13 protein-coding genes and 1 riboswitch are annotated in these 18,765 nt (G+C 58.2%); of the genes, 7 read left to right on the top strand and 6 right to left on the bottom strand.

The features are described 5' to 3' along the window. Positions 1 to 203: 203 nt before the first annotated feature. The gene (locus ABLV54_RS16040; RefSeq protein ID WP_050533629.1) at positions 204 to 665 is read right to left on the bottom strand and encodes an acetyltransferase; all 462 of its coding nucleotides are present in this window, start codon (positions 663 to 665) and stop codon (positions 204 to 206) included. 156 nt (positions 666 to 821) lie between these two features. On the opposite strand from ABLV54_RS16040, the gene metA reads away from it, so the two are divergent. The 4 genes from metA (at position 822) to aceK (ending at position 6,885) form a co-directional block, all read left to right on the top strand. Then, entirely contained in the window at positions 822 to 1,751 is a 930-nt protein-coding gene (gene metA / locus ABLV54_RS16035) for a homoserine O-succinyltransferase (protein ID WP_004206830.1), read from the top strand. A gap of 260 nt (positions 1,752 to 2,011) precedes the next feature. Continuing rightward, positions 2,012 to 3,613, top strand: coding sequence for a malate synthase A (gene aceB, locus ABLV54_RS16030; RefSeq protein WP_048296420.1), 1,602 nt, complete (start codon positions 2,012 to 2,014; stop codon positions 3,611 to 3,613). Between the two features lie 80 nt (positions 3,614 to 3,693). Further along, the gene (aceA, locus tag ABLV54_RS16025; RefSeq protein ID WP_004206828.1) at positions 3,694 to 4,998 is read left to right on the top strand and encodes an isocitrate lyase; all 1,305 of its coding nucleotides are present in this window, start codon (positions 3,694 to 3,696) and stop codon (positions 4,996 to 4,998) included. Positions 4,999 to 5,100: 102 nt separating this feature from the next. Next, positions 5,101 to 6,885 (top strand): bifunctional isocitrate dehydrogenase kinase/phosphatase, encoded by a 1,785-nt coding sequence (gene aceK, locus ABLV54_RS16020; RefSeq protein WP_023291610.1) that lies wholly within the window; start codon positions 5,101 to 5,103, stop codon positions 6,883 to 6,885. A gap of 50 nt (positions 6,886 to 6,935) precedes the next feature. On the opposite strand, the gene iclR is transcribed toward aceK, so the two are convergent. Then, positions 6,936 to 7,766, bottom strand: a complete 831-nt coding sequence (iclR, locus tag ABLV54_RS16015) for a glyoxylate bypass operon transcriptional repressor IclR (protein WP_004206826.1) — start codon at positions 7,764 to 7,766, stop codon at positions 6,936 to 6,938. 194 nt (positions 7,767 to 7,960) lie between these two features. On the opposite strand from iclR, the gene metH reads away from it, so the two are divergent. Then, positions 7,961 to 11,644, top strand: coding sequence for a methionine synthase (gene metH / locus ABLV54_RS16010; protein WP_348814193.1), 3,684 nt, complete (start codon positions 7,961 to 7,963; stop codon positions 11,642 to 11,644). Between the two features lie 129 nt (positions 11,645 to 11,773). Further along, positions 11,774 to 13,405 carry a Na/Pi cotransporter family protein gene (locus ABLV54_RS16005; RefSeq protein ID WP_348814192.1) on the top strand — a complete coding sequence of 544 codons (1,632 nt, stop codon included), beginning with the start codon at positions 11,774 to 11,776 and terminating at the stop codon, positions 13,403 to 13,405. Positions 13,406 to 13,517: 112 nt separating this feature from the next. On the opposite strand, the gene pepE is transcribed toward ABLV54_RS16005, so the two are convergent. Beyond that, entirely contained in the window at positions 13,518 to 14,207 is a 690-nt protein-coding gene (gene pepE, locus ABLV54_RS16000) for a dipeptidase PepE (protein WP_048336442.1), read from the bottom strand. Between the two features lie 198 nt (positions 14,208 to 14,405). On the opposite strand from pepE, the gene rluF reads away from it, so the two are divergent. Continuing rightward, positions 14,406 to 15,281 carry a 23S rRNA pseudouridine(2604) synthase RluF gene (rluF, locus tag ABLV54_RS15995; RefSeq protein WP_023291614.1) on the top strand — a complete coding sequence of 292 codons (876 nt, stop codon included), beginning with the start codon at positions 14,406 to 14,408 and terminating at the stop codon, positions 15,279 to 15,281. Here the strand turns inward: rluF and ABLV54_RS15990 are convergent. The 3 genes from ABLV54_RS15990 to lysC form a co-directional block, all read right to left on the bottom strand. Beyond that, a complete protein-coding gene (locus ABLV54_RS15990; protein ID WP_004177859.1) occupies positions 15,278 to 15,550 on the bottom strand; it encodes a DUF3811 domain-containing protein in 273 nt (90 codons plus the stop codon). The genes rluF and ABLV54_RS15990 overlap by 4 nt on opposite strands. A 116-nt stretch (positions 15,551 to 15,666) precedes the next feature. Beyond that, positions 15,667 to 16,596 (bottom strand): ketopantoate/pantoate/pantothenate transporter PanS, encoded by a 930-nt coding sequence (gene panS / locus ABLV54_RS15985; RefSeq protein ID WP_023291615.1) that lies wholly within the window; start codon positions 16,594 to 16,596, stop codon positions 15,667 to 15,669. A 138-nt stretch (positions 16,597 to 16,734) separates the two neighbouring features. Continuing rightward, positions 16,735 to 18,084 (bottom strand): lysine-sensitive aspartokinase 3, encoded by a 1,350-nt coding sequence (lysC, locus tag ABLV54_RS15980; protein ID WP_017900129.1) that lies wholly within the window; start codon positions 18,082 to 18,084, stop codon positions 16,735 to 16,737. Positions 18,085 to 18,263: 179 nt separating this feature from the next. Further along, a riboswitch (Lysine riboswitch) is annotated at positions 18,264 to 18,499 on the bottom strand. Positions 18,500 to 18,765 lie beyond the last annotated feature (266 nt).

Below are 18,765 nucleotides of genomic sequence, written 5' to 3'. Positions count from 1 at the left end.
GTGGGGTCTCCCCATGTGAGAGTAGGGAACTGCCAGGCATCAAATAAAGCAGAAATCTCAGTCGAAAGACTGGGCTTTTTTGCGTTTTTGTCCTCCGGCGAGGGTGTCGACATGCTTCCCCCGGTGGCGCTGCGCTTACCGGGGCTACGGATCCTCGGCCACCTGCTGGCCGAGGGGACATCAATGCCGCAAAGTTACCGACGTCAATCGTAGTCTGCTTCAGCCTGCTGCTCATGTATCAAATTCAATAACGGATACGGTTGACCCAGATCGTCCGTTTCAGAGCGACCTGTCACTTTGAAACCCATTCTCCGATAAAACCCGACCGCTTGTTCATTCTGCTCATTTACGTTGGTCGTCAGTGTTGGCGTTAACGACAGCGCATGCGCGATCAGCAATCTCCCCACACCGCAGCCGCGGACATCCGGATCGACGAACAGCGCATCCATATGATCTCCGGTCAGCAGCATAAAGGCGATCGGCTGGTCCTCCGTGTTAACCGCCACCCACAGCGGAGCCTCCGGTGTAAAGGCACGTACCAGCTCCTCCAGCTCTCTCCGATACGCTTTTGACAGAAAATCGTGCGTGGCGTCGACTGACCGACACCAGATCGCAATCAGTTTATCCCCTTCATCAGGCCGGGAACGGCGGATGCTAATAACCATATTTTCTCCTTTTCTTCATTCTTATATTCTAACCCAATGCGCGCCGTGAAATTTTCTCACCGTGAACATGCAGACTCGACATTCACCCGATTCCTGGTTATCTTCAGCTATCTGGATGTCTAAACGTTTATACGTATGCTATGAGGTAATAGAGTTATGCCAATTCGGGTGCAGGACGAGCTACCAGCCGTCAATTTCTTGCGCAATGAAAACGTCTTTGTGATGACGACAACGCGTGCAACAACTCAGGAAATCCGCCCCCTGAAGGTGTTAATCCTCAACCTGATGCCGAAGAAAATCGAGACGGAGAATCAGTTCCTGCGTCTGCTGTCGAACTCTCCGCTGCAGGTGGACATCCAGCTATTACGTATCGATGCGCGTGAGTCACGTAATACGCCGGCGGAGCATCTGAATAACTTTTACTGCAATTTCGATGAGATCTGCGATCAGAACTTCGACGGCCTGATCGTCACCGGCGCTCCCTTAGGCCTGGTTGAATTTAATGATGTCGCTTACTGGCCGCAGATCAAACAGGTGCTGGAGTGGGCCAAGGATCACGTCACTTCGACGCTGTTCGTCTGTTGGGCGGTTCAGGCCGCGCTGAATATTCTGTACGGCATTCCCAAGCAGACCCGCGCCGAAAAGATTTCTGGCGTTTATGAACACCATATTCTTCATCCACACGCTTTACTGACCCGCGGTTTCGACGACTCTTTCCTGGCCCCACACTCACGCTATGCTGACTTTCCGGCAGGGCTTATCCGGGATTATACCGATCTCGAGATCCTCGCGGAGACGGAAGAGGGCGATGCGTATCTGTTCGCCAGTAAAGATAAGCGTATAGCCTTTGTCACCGGCCACCCCGAGTACGATGCCAATACCCTGGCAAGTGAATATTTCCGCGATGTGGAAGCCGGTTTGAACCCTGAGGTTCCCCACAACTATTTTCCGCAAAACGACCCGCAGAACAAACCGCGCGCCACCTGGCGGAGCCACGGTAATCTGCTGTTCGCTAACTGGCTGAACTATTACGTCTACCAGATTACACCATACGATCTGCGTCATATGAATCCAACGCTGGAGTAATACTCCGCACGAAACGATCCTAAAGCGTTTCAGCACTTTGCCTCTGGCACCTTCGGGTGCCTTTTTTATTTCCGAAATTCACCTCATGGCTGATGATAACTTTAATTTCATTGTTATCAATATGTTAATCTAATTTTAAAATTAAAATGGAAATTGTTTTTGATTTTGAAAATTAATTGAGTAGTCTTAATTGTGCTGAGCGAAAACTGCACAACGATCTTTCGCTCGCTTCCAGCGGATCAACCAAGAGGAGCAGCACAATGACGCAGCAGGCGACAATCACCGATGAACTGGCCTTTAGTCAGCACTATGGCGAGCAGGAGAAGCAGATCTTAACGCCTGAGGCGGTAGAATTCCTGACGGAACTGGTGAGCCGCTTTACGCCGGCGCGCAATAAACTGCTGGCCGCGCGTCTGCAGCAGCAGCAGGCCATTGACGATGGGCAGCTGCCGGATTTTATTTCGGAAACTGCTTCCATTAGAAATGGCGACTGGACCATTCGCGGTATCCCGGCGGATTTGCAGGATCGCCGCGTTGAAATTACCGGCCCCGTCGAGCGCAAGATGGTCATCAACGCGCTGAATGCTAACGTAAAAGTCTTCATGGCGGACTTTGAGGATTCGCTGGCGCCTGACTGGCGTAAAGTCATTGATGGCCAAATCAACCTACGCGATGCCGTGAACGGGACCATCAGCTACACCAATGAGGCTGGCAAAATCTACCAACTGCAGCCCAATCCCGCTGTGCTGGTATGCCGTGTGCGCGGCCTGCACTTGCCGGAAAAGCATGTGACCTGGCGTAATGAGGCCATTCCCGGCAGTCTTTTCGATTTTGCGCTCTATTTCTTTCATAACTACCAGGCGCTGCTGGCGAAAGGAAGTGGTCCCTACTTCTATTTGCCAAAAACCCAGGCCTGGCAGGAGGCGGCATGGTGGAACGATGTCTTCAGCTTTACTGAAGATCGCTTTGACCTGCCGCGCGGCACCATCAAGGCCACGCTGCTGATTGAAACACTGCCGGCGGTGTTCCAGATGGATGAGATCCTGCATGCGCTGCGCGACCATATTGTCGGCCTGAACTGCGGCCGCTGGGACTATATCTTCAGCTATATCAAGACGCTGAAAAACCATCCTGACCGCGTACTGCCGGACCGCCAGGTGGTGACGATGGATAAACCCTTCCTCAGCGCCTACTCACGGCTGTTGATTAAGACCTGCCACAAACGCGGGGCGTTTGCGATGGGTGGAATGGCGGCCTTTATCCCGAGTAAAGAGGCCGAGCGTAACCGTCAGGTGCTGAATAAAGTCACCGCCGACAAAGAGCTGGAGGCGAACAACGGTCACGATGGCACCTGGATCGCCCATCCTGGACTGGCGGATACCGCCATGGCGGTGTTTAACCGCGTGCTCGGCGACAAGCCGAATCAGCTCTCGGTGACCCGTAGCGAGGACGCGCCAATTACCGCCGAACAGCTGCTGGCCCCCTGCGAGGGCGAGCGCACGGAAGCCGGGATGCGCGCCAACATCCGCGTGGCGGTGCAGTACATCGAAGCCTGGATCTCCGGCAACGGCTGTGTACCGATTTATGGCCTGATGGAAGACGCCGCGACGGCCGAGATCTCGCGCACCTCTATCTGGCAGTGGATCCATCATCAGAAAACCCTGAACGACGGCACGCCGGTCACGAAAGCGCTGTTCCGCCAGTGGCTGGCGGAAGAGCTGATGGTGATTCAGGAGGAGCTGGGAGAGCACCGCTTCAGCCATGGCCGCTTTGACGATGCGGCGCGGCTGATGGAGCAGATCACCACCTCCGACGAACTGATTGATTTTCTGACATTACCGGGCTACCGCCTGCTGGCCTAATCGCCAGATGGTGTTGTTCGCCATTTAGTCCTTCACCAATGACGCCTGGGGAGCCAGGAAATAATATGGAGCATCTGCACATGAAAACCCGTACCCAACAAATCGAAGAATTAAACAAAGAGTGGACGAACCCGCGCTGGGAAGGGATTACCCGCCCGTACAGCGCGGAAGAGGTGGTGAAATTACGCGGCTCGGTGAACCCGGAGTGCACGCTGGCGCAGCTTGGCGCAGCGAAAATGTGGCGTCTGCTGCACGGTGAGGCGAAGAAAGGGTACATCAACAGCCTTGGCGCGCTGACCGGCGGCCAGGCCTTGCAGCAGGCGAAGGCCGGCATCGAAGCCATTTATCTCTCCGGCTGGCAGGTGGCGGCGGATGCTAACCTGGCGTCCAGCATGTACCCGGATCAGTCGCTGTACCCGGCCAACTCGGTACCGGCGGTGGTGGATCGGATCAACAATACCTTCCGCCGCGCCGATCAGATCCAGTGGTCAGCCGGGATTGAGCCGAACGATCCGCGCTTTATCGACTACTTCCTGCCGATCGTGGCGGATGCGGAGGCCGGTTTCGGCGGCGTCCTGAACGCCTTTGAGCTGATGAAATCGATGATTGAAGCCGGTGCAGCGGCTGTTCACTTCGAAGATCAGCTGGCGTCGGTGAAGAAGTGCGGTCATATGGGCGGTAAAGTGCTGGTTCCAACCCAGGAGGCGATACAGAAACTGGTGGCGGCGCGTCTGGCTGCCGACGTGATGGGGGTCCCGACGCTGGTGATCGCCCGTACCGATGCTGACGCTGCCGATTTAATTACCTCAGACTGCGATCCGTACGATCGTGAGTTTATTACCGGAGATCGCACCAGCGAAGGGTTCTTCCGCACTCATGCCGGGATCGAGCAGGCGATCAGCCGCGGGCTGGCTTACGCGCCGTATGCGGACCTGGTGTGGTGTGAAACGTCGAAACCGGATCTCGAGCAGGCGCGTCGCTTTGCCGAAGCCATTCATGCGCGTTTCCCGGGCAAACTGCTGGCCTATAACTGCTCGCCGTCGTTTAACTGGAAGAAAAATCTCGATGATAAAACCATCGCCAGCTTCCAGCAGCAGCTGTCAGACATGGGGTACAAATACCAGTTTATTACCCTCGCCGGGATCCACAGCATGTGGTTCAACATGTTCGACCTCGCCCATGCCTACGCTCAGGGTGAGGGGATGCGCCACTATGTTGAAAAAGTGCAGCAGCCGGAATTCGCCGCCGGGCCGGAAGGCTATACCTTCGTCTCGCATCAGCAGGAGGTGGGCACCGGCTACTTCGACAAGGTCACTACCATTATCCAGGGCGGCGCCTCGTCGGTGACGGCGCTGACCGGCTCGACCGAAGAAGATCAGTTTTGAGCCATGCCCGGTGGCACGACGCTCACCGGGCCTGTGAAGGGATCCAGACCGGATAAGCGAGCGCGCCATCCGGCCTGACGTGGTACCGGATGGGGGAGTTCGATGACGCGTGGTCTGGAATTACTGATTGCCCAAACGATATTGCAGGGATTTGACGCTCAGTATGGGCGTTTTCTCGAAGTGACTTCCGGCGCGCAGCAGCGCTTTGAACAGGCCGACTGGCATGCGGTGCAGCAGGCGATGAAACAGCGGATCCATCTCTATGACCACCATGTGGGTCTGGTGGTGGAGCAGCTGCGCTGCATCACGGAGGGAAAAAGCACGGATGCCGACTTTTTGCTGCGGGTGAAAGCCCACTACACCCGTTTGCTGCCGGATTACCCTCGTTTTGAAATTGCCGAGAGCTTTTTCAATTCGGTCTACTGCCGCCTGTTTGACCACCGCTCGCTGACCCCCGAGCGGCTCTTTATTTTCAGCTCGCAGCCCGAGCGTCCTTTTCGCACCCTTCCGCGCCCGCTGGCGAAAGATTTCTATCCAGAGCGCGGCTGGTCGCACCTGCTGGGTAAAGTGCTGTCCGATCTGCCGCTGCGGCTGCCGTGGCAAAATAAAGCGCGGGATATCGGCTATATCATTGCCAGTCTGCAGGAGGCGCTAGGGGAGGAACCGCTCGCCACCTGTCATCTACAGGTCGCCAATGAGCTGTTCTATCGCAACAAAGCCGCCTGGCTGGTGGGCAAACTGGTGATGCCGATGACCACGCTGCCCTTCTTGCTGCCGATCCATCGCAGCGACGAGGGCGAGCTGTTTGTCGATACCTGCCTGACCACCCATGCCGAAGCGAGCATCGTTTTTGGCTTCGCGCGTTCCTATTTTATGGTTTATGCGCCCCTGCCCGGCGCTCTGGTGGAATGGCTGCGCGAGATCCTGCCGGGTAAAACCACGGCCGAGCTGTATATGGCGATTGGCTGCCAGAAGCACGCCAAAACCGAAAGCTATCGCGAATATCTGCACTACATCGCTCGCTGCGATGAGCAGTTTATCGAGGCGCCGGGCATTCGCGGGATGGTGATGCTGGTGTTTACCCTGCCGGGGTTTGACCGGGTGTTCAAGGTGATCAAAGACCGCTTCGCGCCGCAGAAGGAGATGACCGCCGCCCACGTGCGCGCCTGCTATCAGCTGGTAAAGGAGCATGACCGCGTCGGGCGGATGGCGGACACGCAGGAGTTTGAAAACTTCGTGCTGGAGAAACGACAAATCGCGCCAGCGCTGCTGGCGCTGCTGCAGGCGGAAGCGGGGAACAAACTGACCGACCTCGGCGACCGGATTGTCATCAGTCATCTGTATATTGAACGGCGAATGGTGCCGCTCAACCTGTGGCTGGAGCAGGTTAACGGCCAGGCGCTGCGCGATGCGGTAGAAGAGTATGGGAATGCTATCCGCCAGCTGGCCGCCGCCAACATCTTTCCCGGCGATATGCTGTTTAAAAACTTCGGCGTCACCCGCCACGGCCGGGTGGTGTTCTACGACTATGATGAAATCTGCTATATGACGGAGGTGAATTTCCGCCAGATCCCGCCGCCGCGCTATCCCGAGGATGAGCTGGCCAGCGAGCCGTGGTACAGCGTCTCGCCGGGGGATGTGTTTCCGGAGGAGTTCCGCCACTGGCTGTGCGCTGACCCGCGCATCGGGCCGCTGTTTGAGGAGATGCATGCCGACCTGCTGCGTGCCGACTACTGGCGCGAACTGCAGACGCGGATTAAAAACGGTCATGTGGAGGATGTCTATGCTTACCGGCGTAAGCAGCGTTTTAGCGTGCGCTATGGCGCCGACAGTAGGCCGGATAAGGCGTTTACGCCGCCATCCGGCAAGGTGCGCCGATCTGCCTGATGGCGCTACGCTTATCAGGCCTACTTAAAATGCCCCTGCGGGGCATTTTTTTATTTAACCCCGCCGTATGCCAGCGTCACTTCCTTCGCCGCTTTGATCACCAGCGCGCCCAGCTCGGTCACCCGATCATCGGTCATGCGTGAGATGGGACCGGAGATGGAGATTGCCGCGAACGGTTCGCGGTGTTCATCATAAATGCAGGCGGCGACGCAGCGCAGGCCGAGCGCGTGCTCCTCGTCATCGAACGAGTAGCCCCGCTTGCGGGTCTGCGCTAAATCTTCCTTCAGATGCAGCGGCGAGACCAGCGTGGCATGCGTATAGGCATGCAGCCCTTTACGGTGCAGCAGGCTGGTCACCTGCTCTTCGCTTAGCTGCGAGAGGAACGCCTTCCCGGCGCCGGAGGCGTGCATCGGCAGTTTTCCGCCGATTGGCGCCGACATACGCATCAGCTGGGTGCACTGCACCTGGTCGATAATGATCGCCTGGTGGTCGCTCTGGTCAAGCACCGCCAGATTCACCGTTTCACCGGAATCCTCCATCAGCTGGCGCAGGATCGGGTGGACAATCGCCAGCAGATTGCGGCTTTGCAGAAAGCTGCTGCCGACCACGAAGGCATGCGCGCCGACGGCCCAGTGGCCCAGCTCGCCGACCTGGCGAACGAAACCCAGCTGCTGCATGGTGGTCAGCAGGCGGTGAGTGGTTGAGTTGGGCAGACCCGCCTGCTGCGCCAGCTCGGTCAGCGCGACGCTGCTGTGGGACTCGGCAATCCATTCGAGCAATTTCAGGCCGCGGGTCAGCGACTGAACCTGACCGCCAGCCTGCTGGGCGGTGGCAGCCGCGGGTTTTCTGCCGCGTTTCGCGGGAACGGGGGTAGTGGCCATCGCGGACTCCTTTTTCTGTATCGTGGAAATGATTTTCGTTTTATTTGGCGATAATGCAATCACAACCGGACTCATCGGAGGAGTGAAGCTGAACATGTCTCATATTGCCCGTTGTTGTCTTTTCCGCTCCGGTGGTTTATGCCAGTATGGTTTGTTGGCTATTTGGCCTGTGTTGAGCGTTGTCGGGAGCAAGTGTGAGCAGCAAAGTTGAGCAACTGCATCAGCAGTTAAAAGAACGTATTCTGGTTCTGGATGGGGGCATGGGCACCATGATCCAGGGCTACCGTCTGAGTGAGCAGGACTTTCGCGGTGAGCGCTTTGCTGACTGGCCGTGCGACCTGAAAGGCAACAACGACCTGCTGGTGCTCAGCAAGCCCGAGGTGATCCGCGAGATCCACGACGCCTACTTCGAGGCCGGCGCGGATATCATTGAGACCAACACCTTTAACTCGACGACCATTGCGATGGCGGATTACCAGATGGAATCCCTGTCGGCAGAGATCAACTTTGCGGCGGCGAAGCTGGCCCGCGCCAGCGCCGACGCCTGGACGGCCCGCACGCCGGAAAAACCGCGCTACGTCGCGGGCGTGCTTGGCCCAACCAACCGCACCGCCTCTATTTCGCCTGATGTGAACGATCCGGCGTTCCGCAATATTACCTTTGACCAGCTGGTGGCTGCCTATCGCGAATCCACCCGAGCGCTGGTGGAAGGCGGCGTGGATCTGATCCTGATTGAAACGGTATTTGACACCCTGAATGCCAAAGCGGCCATCTATGCGGTGAAAGAGGAGCTGGAGGCGCTGGGCGTTGACCTGCCGCTGATGATCTCCGGGACCATTACCGATGCCTCCGGCCGCACGCTGTCCGGGCAGACCACCGAAGCTTTCTATAACTCGCTGCGTCACGCCGAAGCCTTATCGTTTGGTCTGAACTGCGCCCTCGGGCCGGACGAACTGCGCCAGTACGTCCAGGAGCTGTCGCGTATCGCTGAGTGCTACGTTACCGCGCACCCGAACGCTGGCCTGCCCAATGCCTTCGGCGAATACGATCTGGATGCCGATACCATGGCGGCGCAGATCCGCGAATGGGCGGAAGCCGGTTTCCTCAATATCGTCGGCGGCTGCTGCGGCACCACGCCGGAACATATCGCCGCCATGAGCCGGGCGGTGACCGGCCTGCCGCCGCGCCAGCTGCCGGAGATCCCCGTCGCCTGCCGTCTTTCCGGCCTGGAGCCGCTGAATATCGGCGATGACAGCCTGTTCGTTAACGTCGGCGAACGTACCAACGTTACCGGCTCGGCGAAATTTAAACGCTTAATCAAAGAAGAGAAGTACAGCGAAGCGCTGGACGTCGCGCGTCAGCAGGTGGAAAGCGGCGCGCAGATCATCGATATCAACATGGACGAGGGGATGCTCGACGCCGAAGCGGCGATGGTGCGCTTCCTCAACCTGATTGCCGGCGAGCCGGACATTGCCCGCGTGCCGATCATGATCGACTCCTCCAAATGGGAGGTCATCGAAAAGGGCCTGAAATGCATTCAGGGCAAAGGCATCGTTAACTCCATCTCGATGAAAGAGGGCGTCGAACCCTTTATCCACCATGCGAAACTGGTTCGCCGCTACGGCGCCGCGGTGGTGGTGATGGCCTTTGACGAAGTGGGGCAGGCCGATACCCGCGAACGTAAAATTGAGATTTGCCGTCGCGCCTACAAAATCCTCACCGAAGAGGTCGGCTTCCCGCCAGAAGATATTATCTTTGACCCGAATATCTTCGCGGTGGCGACCGGTATCGAAGAACACAATAACTATGCCCAGGACTTTATCGGCGCCTGCGAAGACATCAAACGCGAGCTGCCGCACGCGCTGATCTCCGGTGGCGTCTCTAACGTGTCGTTCTCCTTCCGCGGCAACGACCCGGTGCGCGAGGCGATCCACGCCGTATTCCTCTACTACGCGATCCGCAACGGCATGGACATGGGCATCGTCAACGCCGGCCAGCTGGCGATTTACGACGACCTTCCCGCCGAGCTGCGCGACGCGGTGGAGGACGTGATCCTCAACCGCCGCGATGACAGCACCGAAAGATTGCTCGAGCTGGCGGAAAAATATCGCGGCAGTAAAGTTGACGACGGCGCCAATGCCCAGCAGGCGGAATGGCGCAGCTGGGAGGTGAAAAAACGCCTCGAATATTCGCTGGTGAAGGGCATTACCGAATTTATTGAACAGGACACCGAAGAAGCGCGTCAGCAGGCCGCTCGCCCGATTGAGGTGATCGAAGGGCCGCTGATGGACGGCATGAACGTGGTCGGCGATCTGTTCGGCGAAGGCAAAATGTTCCTGCCGCAGGTTGTGAAATCCGCCCGCGTCATGAAACAGGCGGTGGCCTACCTGGAGCCGTTTATTGAAGCCAGTAAAGAGCAGGGCTCCAGTAACGGCAAAATGGTGATTGCCACGGTAAAAGGCGACGTTCATGACATCGGCAAAAACATCGTCGGCGTGGTGCTGCAGTGCAATAACTACGAAATAATCGATCTTGGCGTGATGGTCCCGGCGGATAAAATTCTCAAAACCGCCAAAGAGGTGAACGCGGATCTCATCGGCCTTTCCGGGTTGATTACCCCGTCGCTCGACGAAATGGTTAACGTGGCGAAAGAGATGGAGCGCCAGGGCTTTACCATCCCGCTGCTGATCGGCGGCGCGACCACCTCTAAAGCGCATACGGCGGTGAAAATCGAGCAGAACTACAGCGGCCCGACCGTTTACGTACAGAACGCTTCGCGCACCGTCGGGGTGGTGGCTGCGCTGCTCTCGGACACGCAGCGCGATGAGTTTGTCGCCCGTACGCGCAAAGAGTATGAAACCGTGCGTATCCAGCATGGGCGTAAAAAACCGCGCACCCCGCCGGTGACCCTGGCCGCCGCACGGGAAAACGATCTGGCCTTTGACTGGGAGAGCTACACTCCGCCGGTGGCCCATCGCCTGGGGATTCAGGAGGTGGAAGCCAGTATCGAGACGCTACGCAACTACATCGACTGGACGCCGTTCTTTATGACCTGGTCGCTGGCGGGCAAATATCCGCGCATTCTGGAAGATGACGTGGTAGGGGAAGAGGCGCAGCGCCTGTTCAAAGACGCTAACGAGCTGCTGGATAAGCTGAGCGCAGAGAAAACCCTCAACCCGCGCGGCGTGGTGGGCCTGTTCCCGGCCAACCGCGTGGGCGACGATATTGAAATCTATCGCGATGAAACCCGCACCCACGTGCTGACGGTGAGCCATCACCTGCGCCAGCAGACGGAGAAGGTCGGCTTCGCCAACTACTGCCTCGCCGACTTTGTGGCGCCGAAGCTGAGCGGCAAAGCGGACTATATCGGCGCCTTCGCCGTCACCGGCGGCCTGGAAGAGGGCGCGCTGGCGGAAGCCTATGAAGCGCAGCATGATGACTATAACAAGATCATGATCAAGGCCATCGCCGATCGTCTGGCGGAAGCCTTCGCCGAGTATCTGCACGAGAAAGTGCGCAAGGTCTACTGGGGGTATGCGGCCAATGAGAACCTCAGCAATGAGGAGCTTATTCGCGAGAATTACCAGGGGATCCGTCCGGCGCCGGGGTATCCGGCCTGTCCGGAGCACACCGAAAAAGGCACCATCTGGCAGCTGCTGGACGTCGAAGCCCATACCGGCATGAAGCTCACCGAATCGTTCGCCATGTGGCCGGGGGCATCGGTTTCCGGCTGGTACTTCAGCCATCCTGACAGCAAATACTTCGCCGTGGCGCAGATCCAGCGCGACCAGGTCGAAGACTACGCGCTGCGTAAAGGGATGACCCCGGCGGAAGTCGAGCGCTGGTTAGCCCCTAATCTGGGCTATGATGCGGACTAGTCGTCATCTTTCCTTACAACAAACAAGGCGCTCTGTGAGCGCCTTGTCTCTTTATTGAGGTTAACCCCTTATACTGAGATAGGTTCCAGAACGTCGGAACACCTATAACGATAAGGAGAAGCTGATTCCGTGTTAACTCTGCTACACCTGTTGTCCGCGGTCGCTCTGCTGGTGTGGGGCACGCATATCGTGCGTACCGGGGTGATGCGCGTCTATGGCGCTCGCCTGCGTACCGTTCTCAGTAGCAGCGTAGAGAAAAAGCCGCTCGCCTTCTGCGCGGGTCTTGGCGTGACTGCGCTGGTGCAAAGCAGCAATGCCACCACCATGCTGGTGACTTCGTTTGTCGCCCAGGATTTAGTGGGCCTCACGCCGGCGCTGGTGATGGTGCTGGGGGCCGACGTCGGGACGGCGCTGATGGCGAGGGTGCTGACCTTCGACCTGTCGTGGCTGTCGCCGTTGTTGATATTTATCGGGGTGATTTTCTTCCTCGGCCGTAAGCAGACCCGCGCCGGGCAGCTGGGGCGAGTGGGGATTGGCCTTGGGCTGATCCTGTTGGCCCTGGAGCTGATTGTGCAGGCCGTCCACCCCATTACCCAGGCCAACGGCGTGCAGGTGATTTTTGCCTCGCTGACCGGGGATATTATGCTGGATGCCTTGATTGGCGCCGTATTCGCGATCATCAGCTACTCCAGCCTGGCGGCGGTGCTGCTGACCGCGACGCTGACCGCGGCAGGAGCGATCTCTTTCCCGGTGGCGCTGTGCCTGGTGATTGGCGCCAACCTGGGATCGGGGCTGTTGGCGATGCTCAACAACAGCGCGGCGAACGCGGCGGCGCGCCGGGTGGCGCTGGGCAGCCTGCTGTTTAAGCTGGTGGGAAGCCTGATCATTCTGCCGTTCGTCCATCCGCTGGCCGCGGCGATGCATAAGCTGCCGTTGGCCGAGTCCGAGCTGGTTATCTACTTCCACGTTTTTTACAACCTGCTGCGCTGCATCGCGATGGTGCCTTTTGCCGGACCGATGGCGAAGCTGTGCCAGCGCATGATCCGCGATGAACCCGAGCTGGATAACCATCTCAAACCCAAGCATCTCGACCGGTCGGCGCTGGACACCCCGGCGCTGGCGCTGGCCAATGCCGCGCGCGAGACGCTGCGCATTGGTGACGCGATGGAGCAAATGCTGGAGAGCCTGCATAAGGTGATGCATGGCGAACCGCGTCAGGAGAAAGAGCTACGCCGCATGGCGGACGATATCAACGTGCTCTACACCGCCATTAAGCTCTATCTGGCGCGAATGCCAAAGGATGAGCTGGCGGAAGAGGAGTCCCGGCGCTGGGCGGAAATTATTGAGATGTCGTTAAACCTCGAGCAGGCCTCCGATATCGTCGAGCGGATGGGCAGCGAGATCGCTGATAAATCGCTGGCGGCGCGGCGCGCCTTCTCGGTGGAAGGGTTAAAGGAGCTGGACGCCCTGTACGATCTGTTGCTCAGCAACCTGCAGCTGGCGATGTCGGTCTTCTTCTCCAGCGATGTGCCCAGCGCCCGTCGCCTGCGGCGCAGTAAACACCGGTTCCGCATTCTTAACCGCCGCTACTCGCATGCGCACGTTGACCGTCTGCATCAGCAGAACGTGCAGAGTATCGAAACCAGTACGTTGCACCTGGCGCTGCTGGGGGATATGAAGCGTCTGAACAGCCTGTTCTGCTCGGTGGCTTACAGCGTGATGGAGCAGCCGGATGAAGACGACGAAAGGGATGACTACTGAGAACTTCCCCGGCGGCGCTGCGCTAACCGGGGTTATGTGTTAGGACGTTTCGTTGAGGCAGCCCGGATAAGGCGCAACGCGCCGCTATCCGGGAAACGTTAGCCATACCAGCTCAGAAGCGGTGGCCTGCAGGCAGGGTTACCGCTGCTTCCCCCGCTTTGAACAACAGCGTCGGGTTCGGGCCGCCAAGGGTCGCGTGACCATCGGTGACCTGGATCCAGTTTCCTTCCGGTAAACCAATCACCGTTAATTCCGGCGCCACGACCAGCAGTTCGCGGATACGCTGTTCGCGGGTTTCACCCTGATGCCCGGTCGGCAACGCGTTGGTGAAGTGCGGGTTAATCTGGAGCGGGAACAGCCCCAGCGCATCAAATCCCTGCGGATCGACAATCGGCATATCGTTGGTGGTGCGAATGGTCGGGCAGGCGAGGTTTGAACCTGCGCTCCAGCCGATATACAACGCCCCGCGTTTGACGACATCGACAATCGGCGCCAGCAGCCCGCGGCTGCGGCACTCTTTCAACAGCTGGAAGGTGTTCCCGCCGCCGACGATCACCATCTCGGCGCTTTCAATGGCGGCGATAGGGTCGGCGACGCTGTGGATACCGGTTACGCTGACCGCCATCGGCGCCATAACCGCAGCCACTTTGGCCGTGTAATCATCCCAGGTTTGCGTCACGCCAGCGAAGGGGATGAATACCGCCGTCCGGCGGCCTTTGACCTGACCGGCAATCAGCGGCAGGGCGTGTTCCAGCCAGGCTTTCCCCGGCAGCGTGGAGTTACTGAGTAGCAGCAGTTCCATCTTTTCTTCCTGTTTTAAACCTATTATTGAAGCAGAAATTCTAGCATCGCCCCGATACCGGCGCGCTGATATGGCGCATGATGTGGGTAAGCGGAATGTTGTTCATGAGCCCGACGAAGCCGTTGAATAATGAATAACGCAATCCAGGTTTTTTCTCGCCCGCAAGGTAGGGTATATTTCGCTTTTACAGGAGAATCTATGCTGCCCGACTCATCAACCCGATTAAACAAATACATCAGTGAAAGCGGCATCTGCTCGCGTCGCGAAGCGGACCGCTTTATTGAACAAGGCAACGTCTTTATCAATGGCAAGCGCGCCACGATTGGCGATCAGGTGAAGCCTGGCGACCTGGTCAAAGTTAACGGACGGTTGATTGAGCCGCGCGAAGCGGATGATCTGGTGCTGATTGCGCTGAATAAGCCGGTCGGCATTGTGAGCACCACGGAAGACGGCGAGCGCGACAACATTGTCGATTTCGTCAACCACAGCAAGCGTATCTTCCCTATCGGCCGTCTGGATAAAGACTCCCAGGGGCTGATCTTCCTCACCAATCACGGCGACCTGGTGAATAAGATCCTGCGCGCCGGCAACGACCATGAAAAAGAGTATCTGGTTACGGTCGATAAGCCGGTGACCGATGAGTTCATTCGCGGCATGGGCGCGGGGGTACCGATTCTCGGGACCGTGACCAAAAAATGTAAGGTAAAGAAAGAAGCGCCGTTCGTTTTCCGCATCACTCTGGTGCAGGGGCTGAATCGCCAGATCCGTCGCATGTGCGAGCACTTTGGCTATGAAGTGACGAAGCTTGAGCGTACGCGGATTATGAACGTCAGCCTGACGGGGATCCCGCTGGGTGAGTGGCGCGATCTGACCGATGACGAGCTGATCGATCTGTTCAAGCTGATTGAAAACTCTTCTTCCGAAGCGAAGCCGAAAGCTAAGCCGAAGGCCAAAGCGGCGACCCCCGGCATCAAGCGCCCGGTGGTGAAGATGGAAAATAGCAATGATAAGGGCCGCCCGGCTGGCAACGGCAAGCGTTTCACCCAGCCGGGACGTAAAAAGAAAGGGCGTTAACGCCTGCCGCGGGTCGGCGTATTCGCCGACCAGGAAAAGGTCGCTTCCTTATCCGTCTTATAAGCCTGCTGTTTTTTCACCTGGCGGGCTTTCTTCGCTTCCGCTTCACGCTGGGCCATCAGCTTATCGATATATTCCTTTTTTACGCTGTTCGTTTCCGCATTGCTCAGCGGGCGGCCGTGCGCAATGCGCGCGCGGTCAAGCAGCGTTTTCAATTCGCGCTGTTCGCGCTCGGTCATCTCTTTTTGTGTAATACGGGGGAGTGCCATGGTGGTGCCCTCAGTCAGACCAGAGCACCCAGTGTACGGCAATGAATATTTTACTGATAGCCTGTATGGCAACTAAAGCAGGCACACGTCCGGGCCGGCGCCCGGACGTGTCACGCTCAGCGCTTGCTGGTTTTTTTGGCGATGGGCTTCCCTGACCAGTACCCGGCCAGCAGCGAACCGGACAGGTTATGCCAGACGGAGAACAGGGCTCCCGGCAGCGCCGCCAGCGGGCCGAAGTAAATTTTCCCCAGCGCGGCCGCCAGGCCGGAGTTCTGCATCCCCACCTCGATCGCCAGCGTACGGCAGGTGGATTCATCAAAACCAAACAGACGTCCGCCCCAGTAGCCGCCGAGCAGGCCGATGGTGTTATGCAGGATCACTGCGATAATCACCACCAGGCCGACGGACGCGATATGGGCCGCGGAACCCGCCACCACCGCGCTGATGATCGCCAAAATGCACACCATCGAGAAAGCGGGCAGGAACGGCTCCACCGCTTTCACCACCTTCGGCAGCAGATGATGGACAATCAGCCCCAGGGCGATGGGAATGACCACAATCTGCAGAATGCTCAGCAACATCCCCATGACGTCGACCTGAATGTGCGCGTCGACGTACAGACGGGTCAGCAGCGGCGTCGCGATGACGCCGACCAGGGTGGAGACCGAGGAGATGGTCACCGACAGGGCCACATCCCCTTTGGCCAGAAAGATCATCACGTTGGAGGCCGTCCCGCTGGCGACGCTGCCCACCAGCACCATCCCGGCGGAGAGCTCCGGCGGCATATGAAACAGCAGCGCCAGCAGCCAGGCGGCGAGCGGCATCACCAGATAGTGCAGAAATATCCCTGCGGCGACCGGCGCCGGACGCGACAGGACGCGTTTGAAATCCGCCAGCTTCAGATGTACCCCCATACCGAACATAATCAGCATCAGCAGGGTGGTAACCCACGGGCCGATCGGGGTGAAGGTGGTGGGGGTGTAATAGGCCAGAACGGAGAGCAGCAGTGCCCATAACGGGAACAGCCGCGTCAGAGTTGCGAGCATGTTGTGTTCCTTGCGATACGCAAACCGGCCGCGCCGTCCCGGTAGGGCGGCGAGCAGGTCAGCTGGTTGTGTTGATGTTGTTATAAAAAAGCCGGGTTCGAGCCCGGCTATAGGTATTGTTTATCGTGCTAAGGAATTTTATTCAAACAAATTATGATGCAACGTCTGCACCACCTTCTCCGCATCGGCGCCAGGCACCAGGAAGCAGAGGTTGTGGCTGGACGCGCCATAGCAGATCATGCGGATGTTAAACGGATCAAGGACGCCAAACACCTCTTTGCCGACGCCGCAGGCTTTCGACAGCTCGTTGCCGATCAGGGCAACCAGCGCCAGGTCTTCTTCCACTTCCACGCGACACAGCGAGGAGAGCTCGGTCAGCAGCGCCTGGGTCAGCAGGGTATCGCCCGCAGAGGTTGAGCCAGTGGTGTCCATGGTCAGGGCCACGCTCACTTCGGAGGTGGTGATCAAATCGACGGAGATGTTATGGCGCGCCAGAATACCGAACACTTCGGCGAGGAAGCCGCGGGAGTGCAGCATATTCAGGCTGTGCAGCGTCAGCAGCGTCTGGCGGCGACGCAGCGCCAGCGCGCGGAACAGCGGCGGGTTCTCGGTGGTTTTACACACCAGCGTACCGCCCGCTTTAGGTTCTTTACTGGAGCCGACAAATACCGGGATATCGCTGCGCACGGCAGGCAGCAGGGTCGCCGGGTGCAGCACTTTGGCGCCAAAGGTGGCCATTTCCGCCGCCTCTTCAAAGGCGATGACGTCGATGCGTTTCGCCGCAGGCGCGACGCGCGGGTCGGTCGTATAGATCCCGGGCACATCGGTCCAGATATCGACGCGGGTGGCATTCAGCGCTTCGCCGAGCAGAGCGGCGGTATAGTCGCTGCCGCCGCGGCCGAGGGTGGTGGTGCGGCCTTTCGCTTCGCTGCCGATAAAGCCCTGCGTCACCACCAGGCCTTCCGCCAGACGCGGCGTCAGCTGCTGCTGAGTCAGTTCGGCGACGGCGGCGATATCCGGTTCGGCGCGACCAAAGCGATCGTTAGTACGCAGTACTTTACGGGCGTCAAACCACTGCGCCTGAATTCCGCGCTCACGCAGAATCTCCACAAACAGCAGGGTGGACATCAGTTCGCCATGGCTGACCAGTTCGTCAGTCAGCGCGCTAGAGGAGGCGAGCGCGGCGGCTTCCGCCAGCGTGGTGATATTTTCCAGCAGGCGCTCAATCTCTTCGCGGATCACGTTGGGATAGCGCAAACGCTCCAGAATATTGAACTGGATCTGGCGCAGAGCGTCCAGCTGGGAAAAACGTTCGGTGGGTTCCAGCCCTTCCGCTAAGGCCACCAGAATGTTGGTCACGCCGGCAGAGGCGGAGAGCACAACAATACGGGTATTGGCATCGAGCAGCGCCACATCAATGCTGCGGTTCATCGCGTCAAAATCAGCAACGCTGGTGCCGCCAAATTTGGCGACGACTAAATCTGTCATAACAACCTCGTGTCAGGGGGCCTGACTTATTAAAACGATTCCTGAACACCGATCCTGGCAGGGGCTGGATGCCGCCGGATCGCAACAAAATGTCTTAATAAGCCAGGCCAAATTATTCAGCCATGGCACAAGGGAAGAGCGATAAACAGGGTGGCGCAGAATGATAAACAACTACGATGTCACCCAGAAGTGCTCCACCTTGTAGACCCGACTCACCGCTCTGGGCGCTGAAGTGTTCGGGTATGAAACGCCCGACTGCGAACGTTTCTGGTGACAACCCAGGGGATTCAGCCCCTGTGGCCGGTGAGGAGCGTAACCAGACGCTCTTTCACCTCGGCGTTGCTCCCCCTCACGTATTTTCGCCGGACTGGTTCCTCCAATACGGTTACCTGGGCAACGCACCTCTTCTGGCAATTACCGACGTCTTTCACCTGGCCGGGGGAATAAGGACATTATATCCCCCGCGAATACCCTTTCGCTGTAGCGTGAAATGCGCGAGCAATAGATACTTACAATACGTAAGCACTGCGGATATATAAAGGCTTAACGCCAGCTATGTCAACGCTGCGGTTATGCGGATTTTTCATGCCCCTGCGGCTAACAGAAAAAAGCCTTATGATAGCTATACTAATGGGGCTTTTTACTCCGTTTTGACCTGATTCCTGACCGGCGTCAGGGACA

Origin of the sequence: Klebsiella sp. JB_Kp042 (assembly GCF_040065275.1) — a bacterium.
In the GTDB taxonomy this organism is placed as follows: Bacteria; Pseudomonadota; Gammaproteobacteria; order Enterobacterales; family Enterobacteriaceae; genus Klebsiella; species Klebsiella quasipneumoniae.
The sequence above is the reverse complement of the archived record's forward strand: the minus strand, read 5'-3'. Positions and strand labels throughout refer to the sequence as shown.

Excerpts from the sequence above, each read along its gene's own strand:
- ABLV54_RS16040 (WP_050533629.1), bottom strand. The coding sequence starts at position 665 with ATGGTTATTAGCATCCGCCGTTCCCGGCCTGATGAAGGGGATAAACTG.
- metA (WP_004206830.1), top strand. The coding sequence starts at position 822 with ATGCCAATTCGGGTGCAGGACGAGCTACCAGCCGTCAATTTCTTGCGC.
- aceB (WP_048296420.1), top strand. The coding sequence starts at position 2,012 with ATGACGCAGCAGGCGACAATCACCGATGAACTGGCCTTTAGTCAGCAC.
- aceA (WP_004206828.1), top strand. The coding sequence starts at position 3,694 with ATGAAAACCCGTACCCAACAAATCGAAGAATTAAACAAAGAGTGGACG.
- aceK (WP_023291610.1), top strand. The coding sequence starts at position 5,101 with ATGACGCGTGGTCTGGAATTACTGATTGCCCAAACGATATTGCAGGGA.
- iclR (WP_004206826.1), bottom strand. The coding sequence starts at position 7,766 with ATGGCCACTACCCCCGTTCCCGCGAAACGCGGCAGAAAACCCGCGGCT.
- pepE (WP_048336442.1), bottom strand. The coding sequence starts at position 14,207 with ATGGAACTGCTGCTACTCAGTAACTCCACGCTGCCGGGGAAAGCCTGG.
- rluF (WP_023291614.1), top strand. The coding sequence starts at position 14,406 with ATGCTGCCCGACTCATCAACCCGATTAAACAAATACATCAGTGAAAGC.
- ABLV54_RS15990 (WP_004177859.1), bottom strand. The coding sequence starts at position 15,550 with ATGGCACTCCCCCGTATTACACAAAAAGAGATGACCGAGCGCGAACAG.
- panS (WP_023291615.1), bottom strand. The coding sequence starts at position 16,596 with ATGCTCGCAACTCTGACGCGGCTGTTCCCGTTATGGGCACTGCTGCTC.
- lysC (WP_017900129.1), bottom strand. The coding sequence starts at position 18,084 with ATGACAGATTTAGTCGTCGCCAAATTTGGCGGCACCAGCGTTGCTGAT.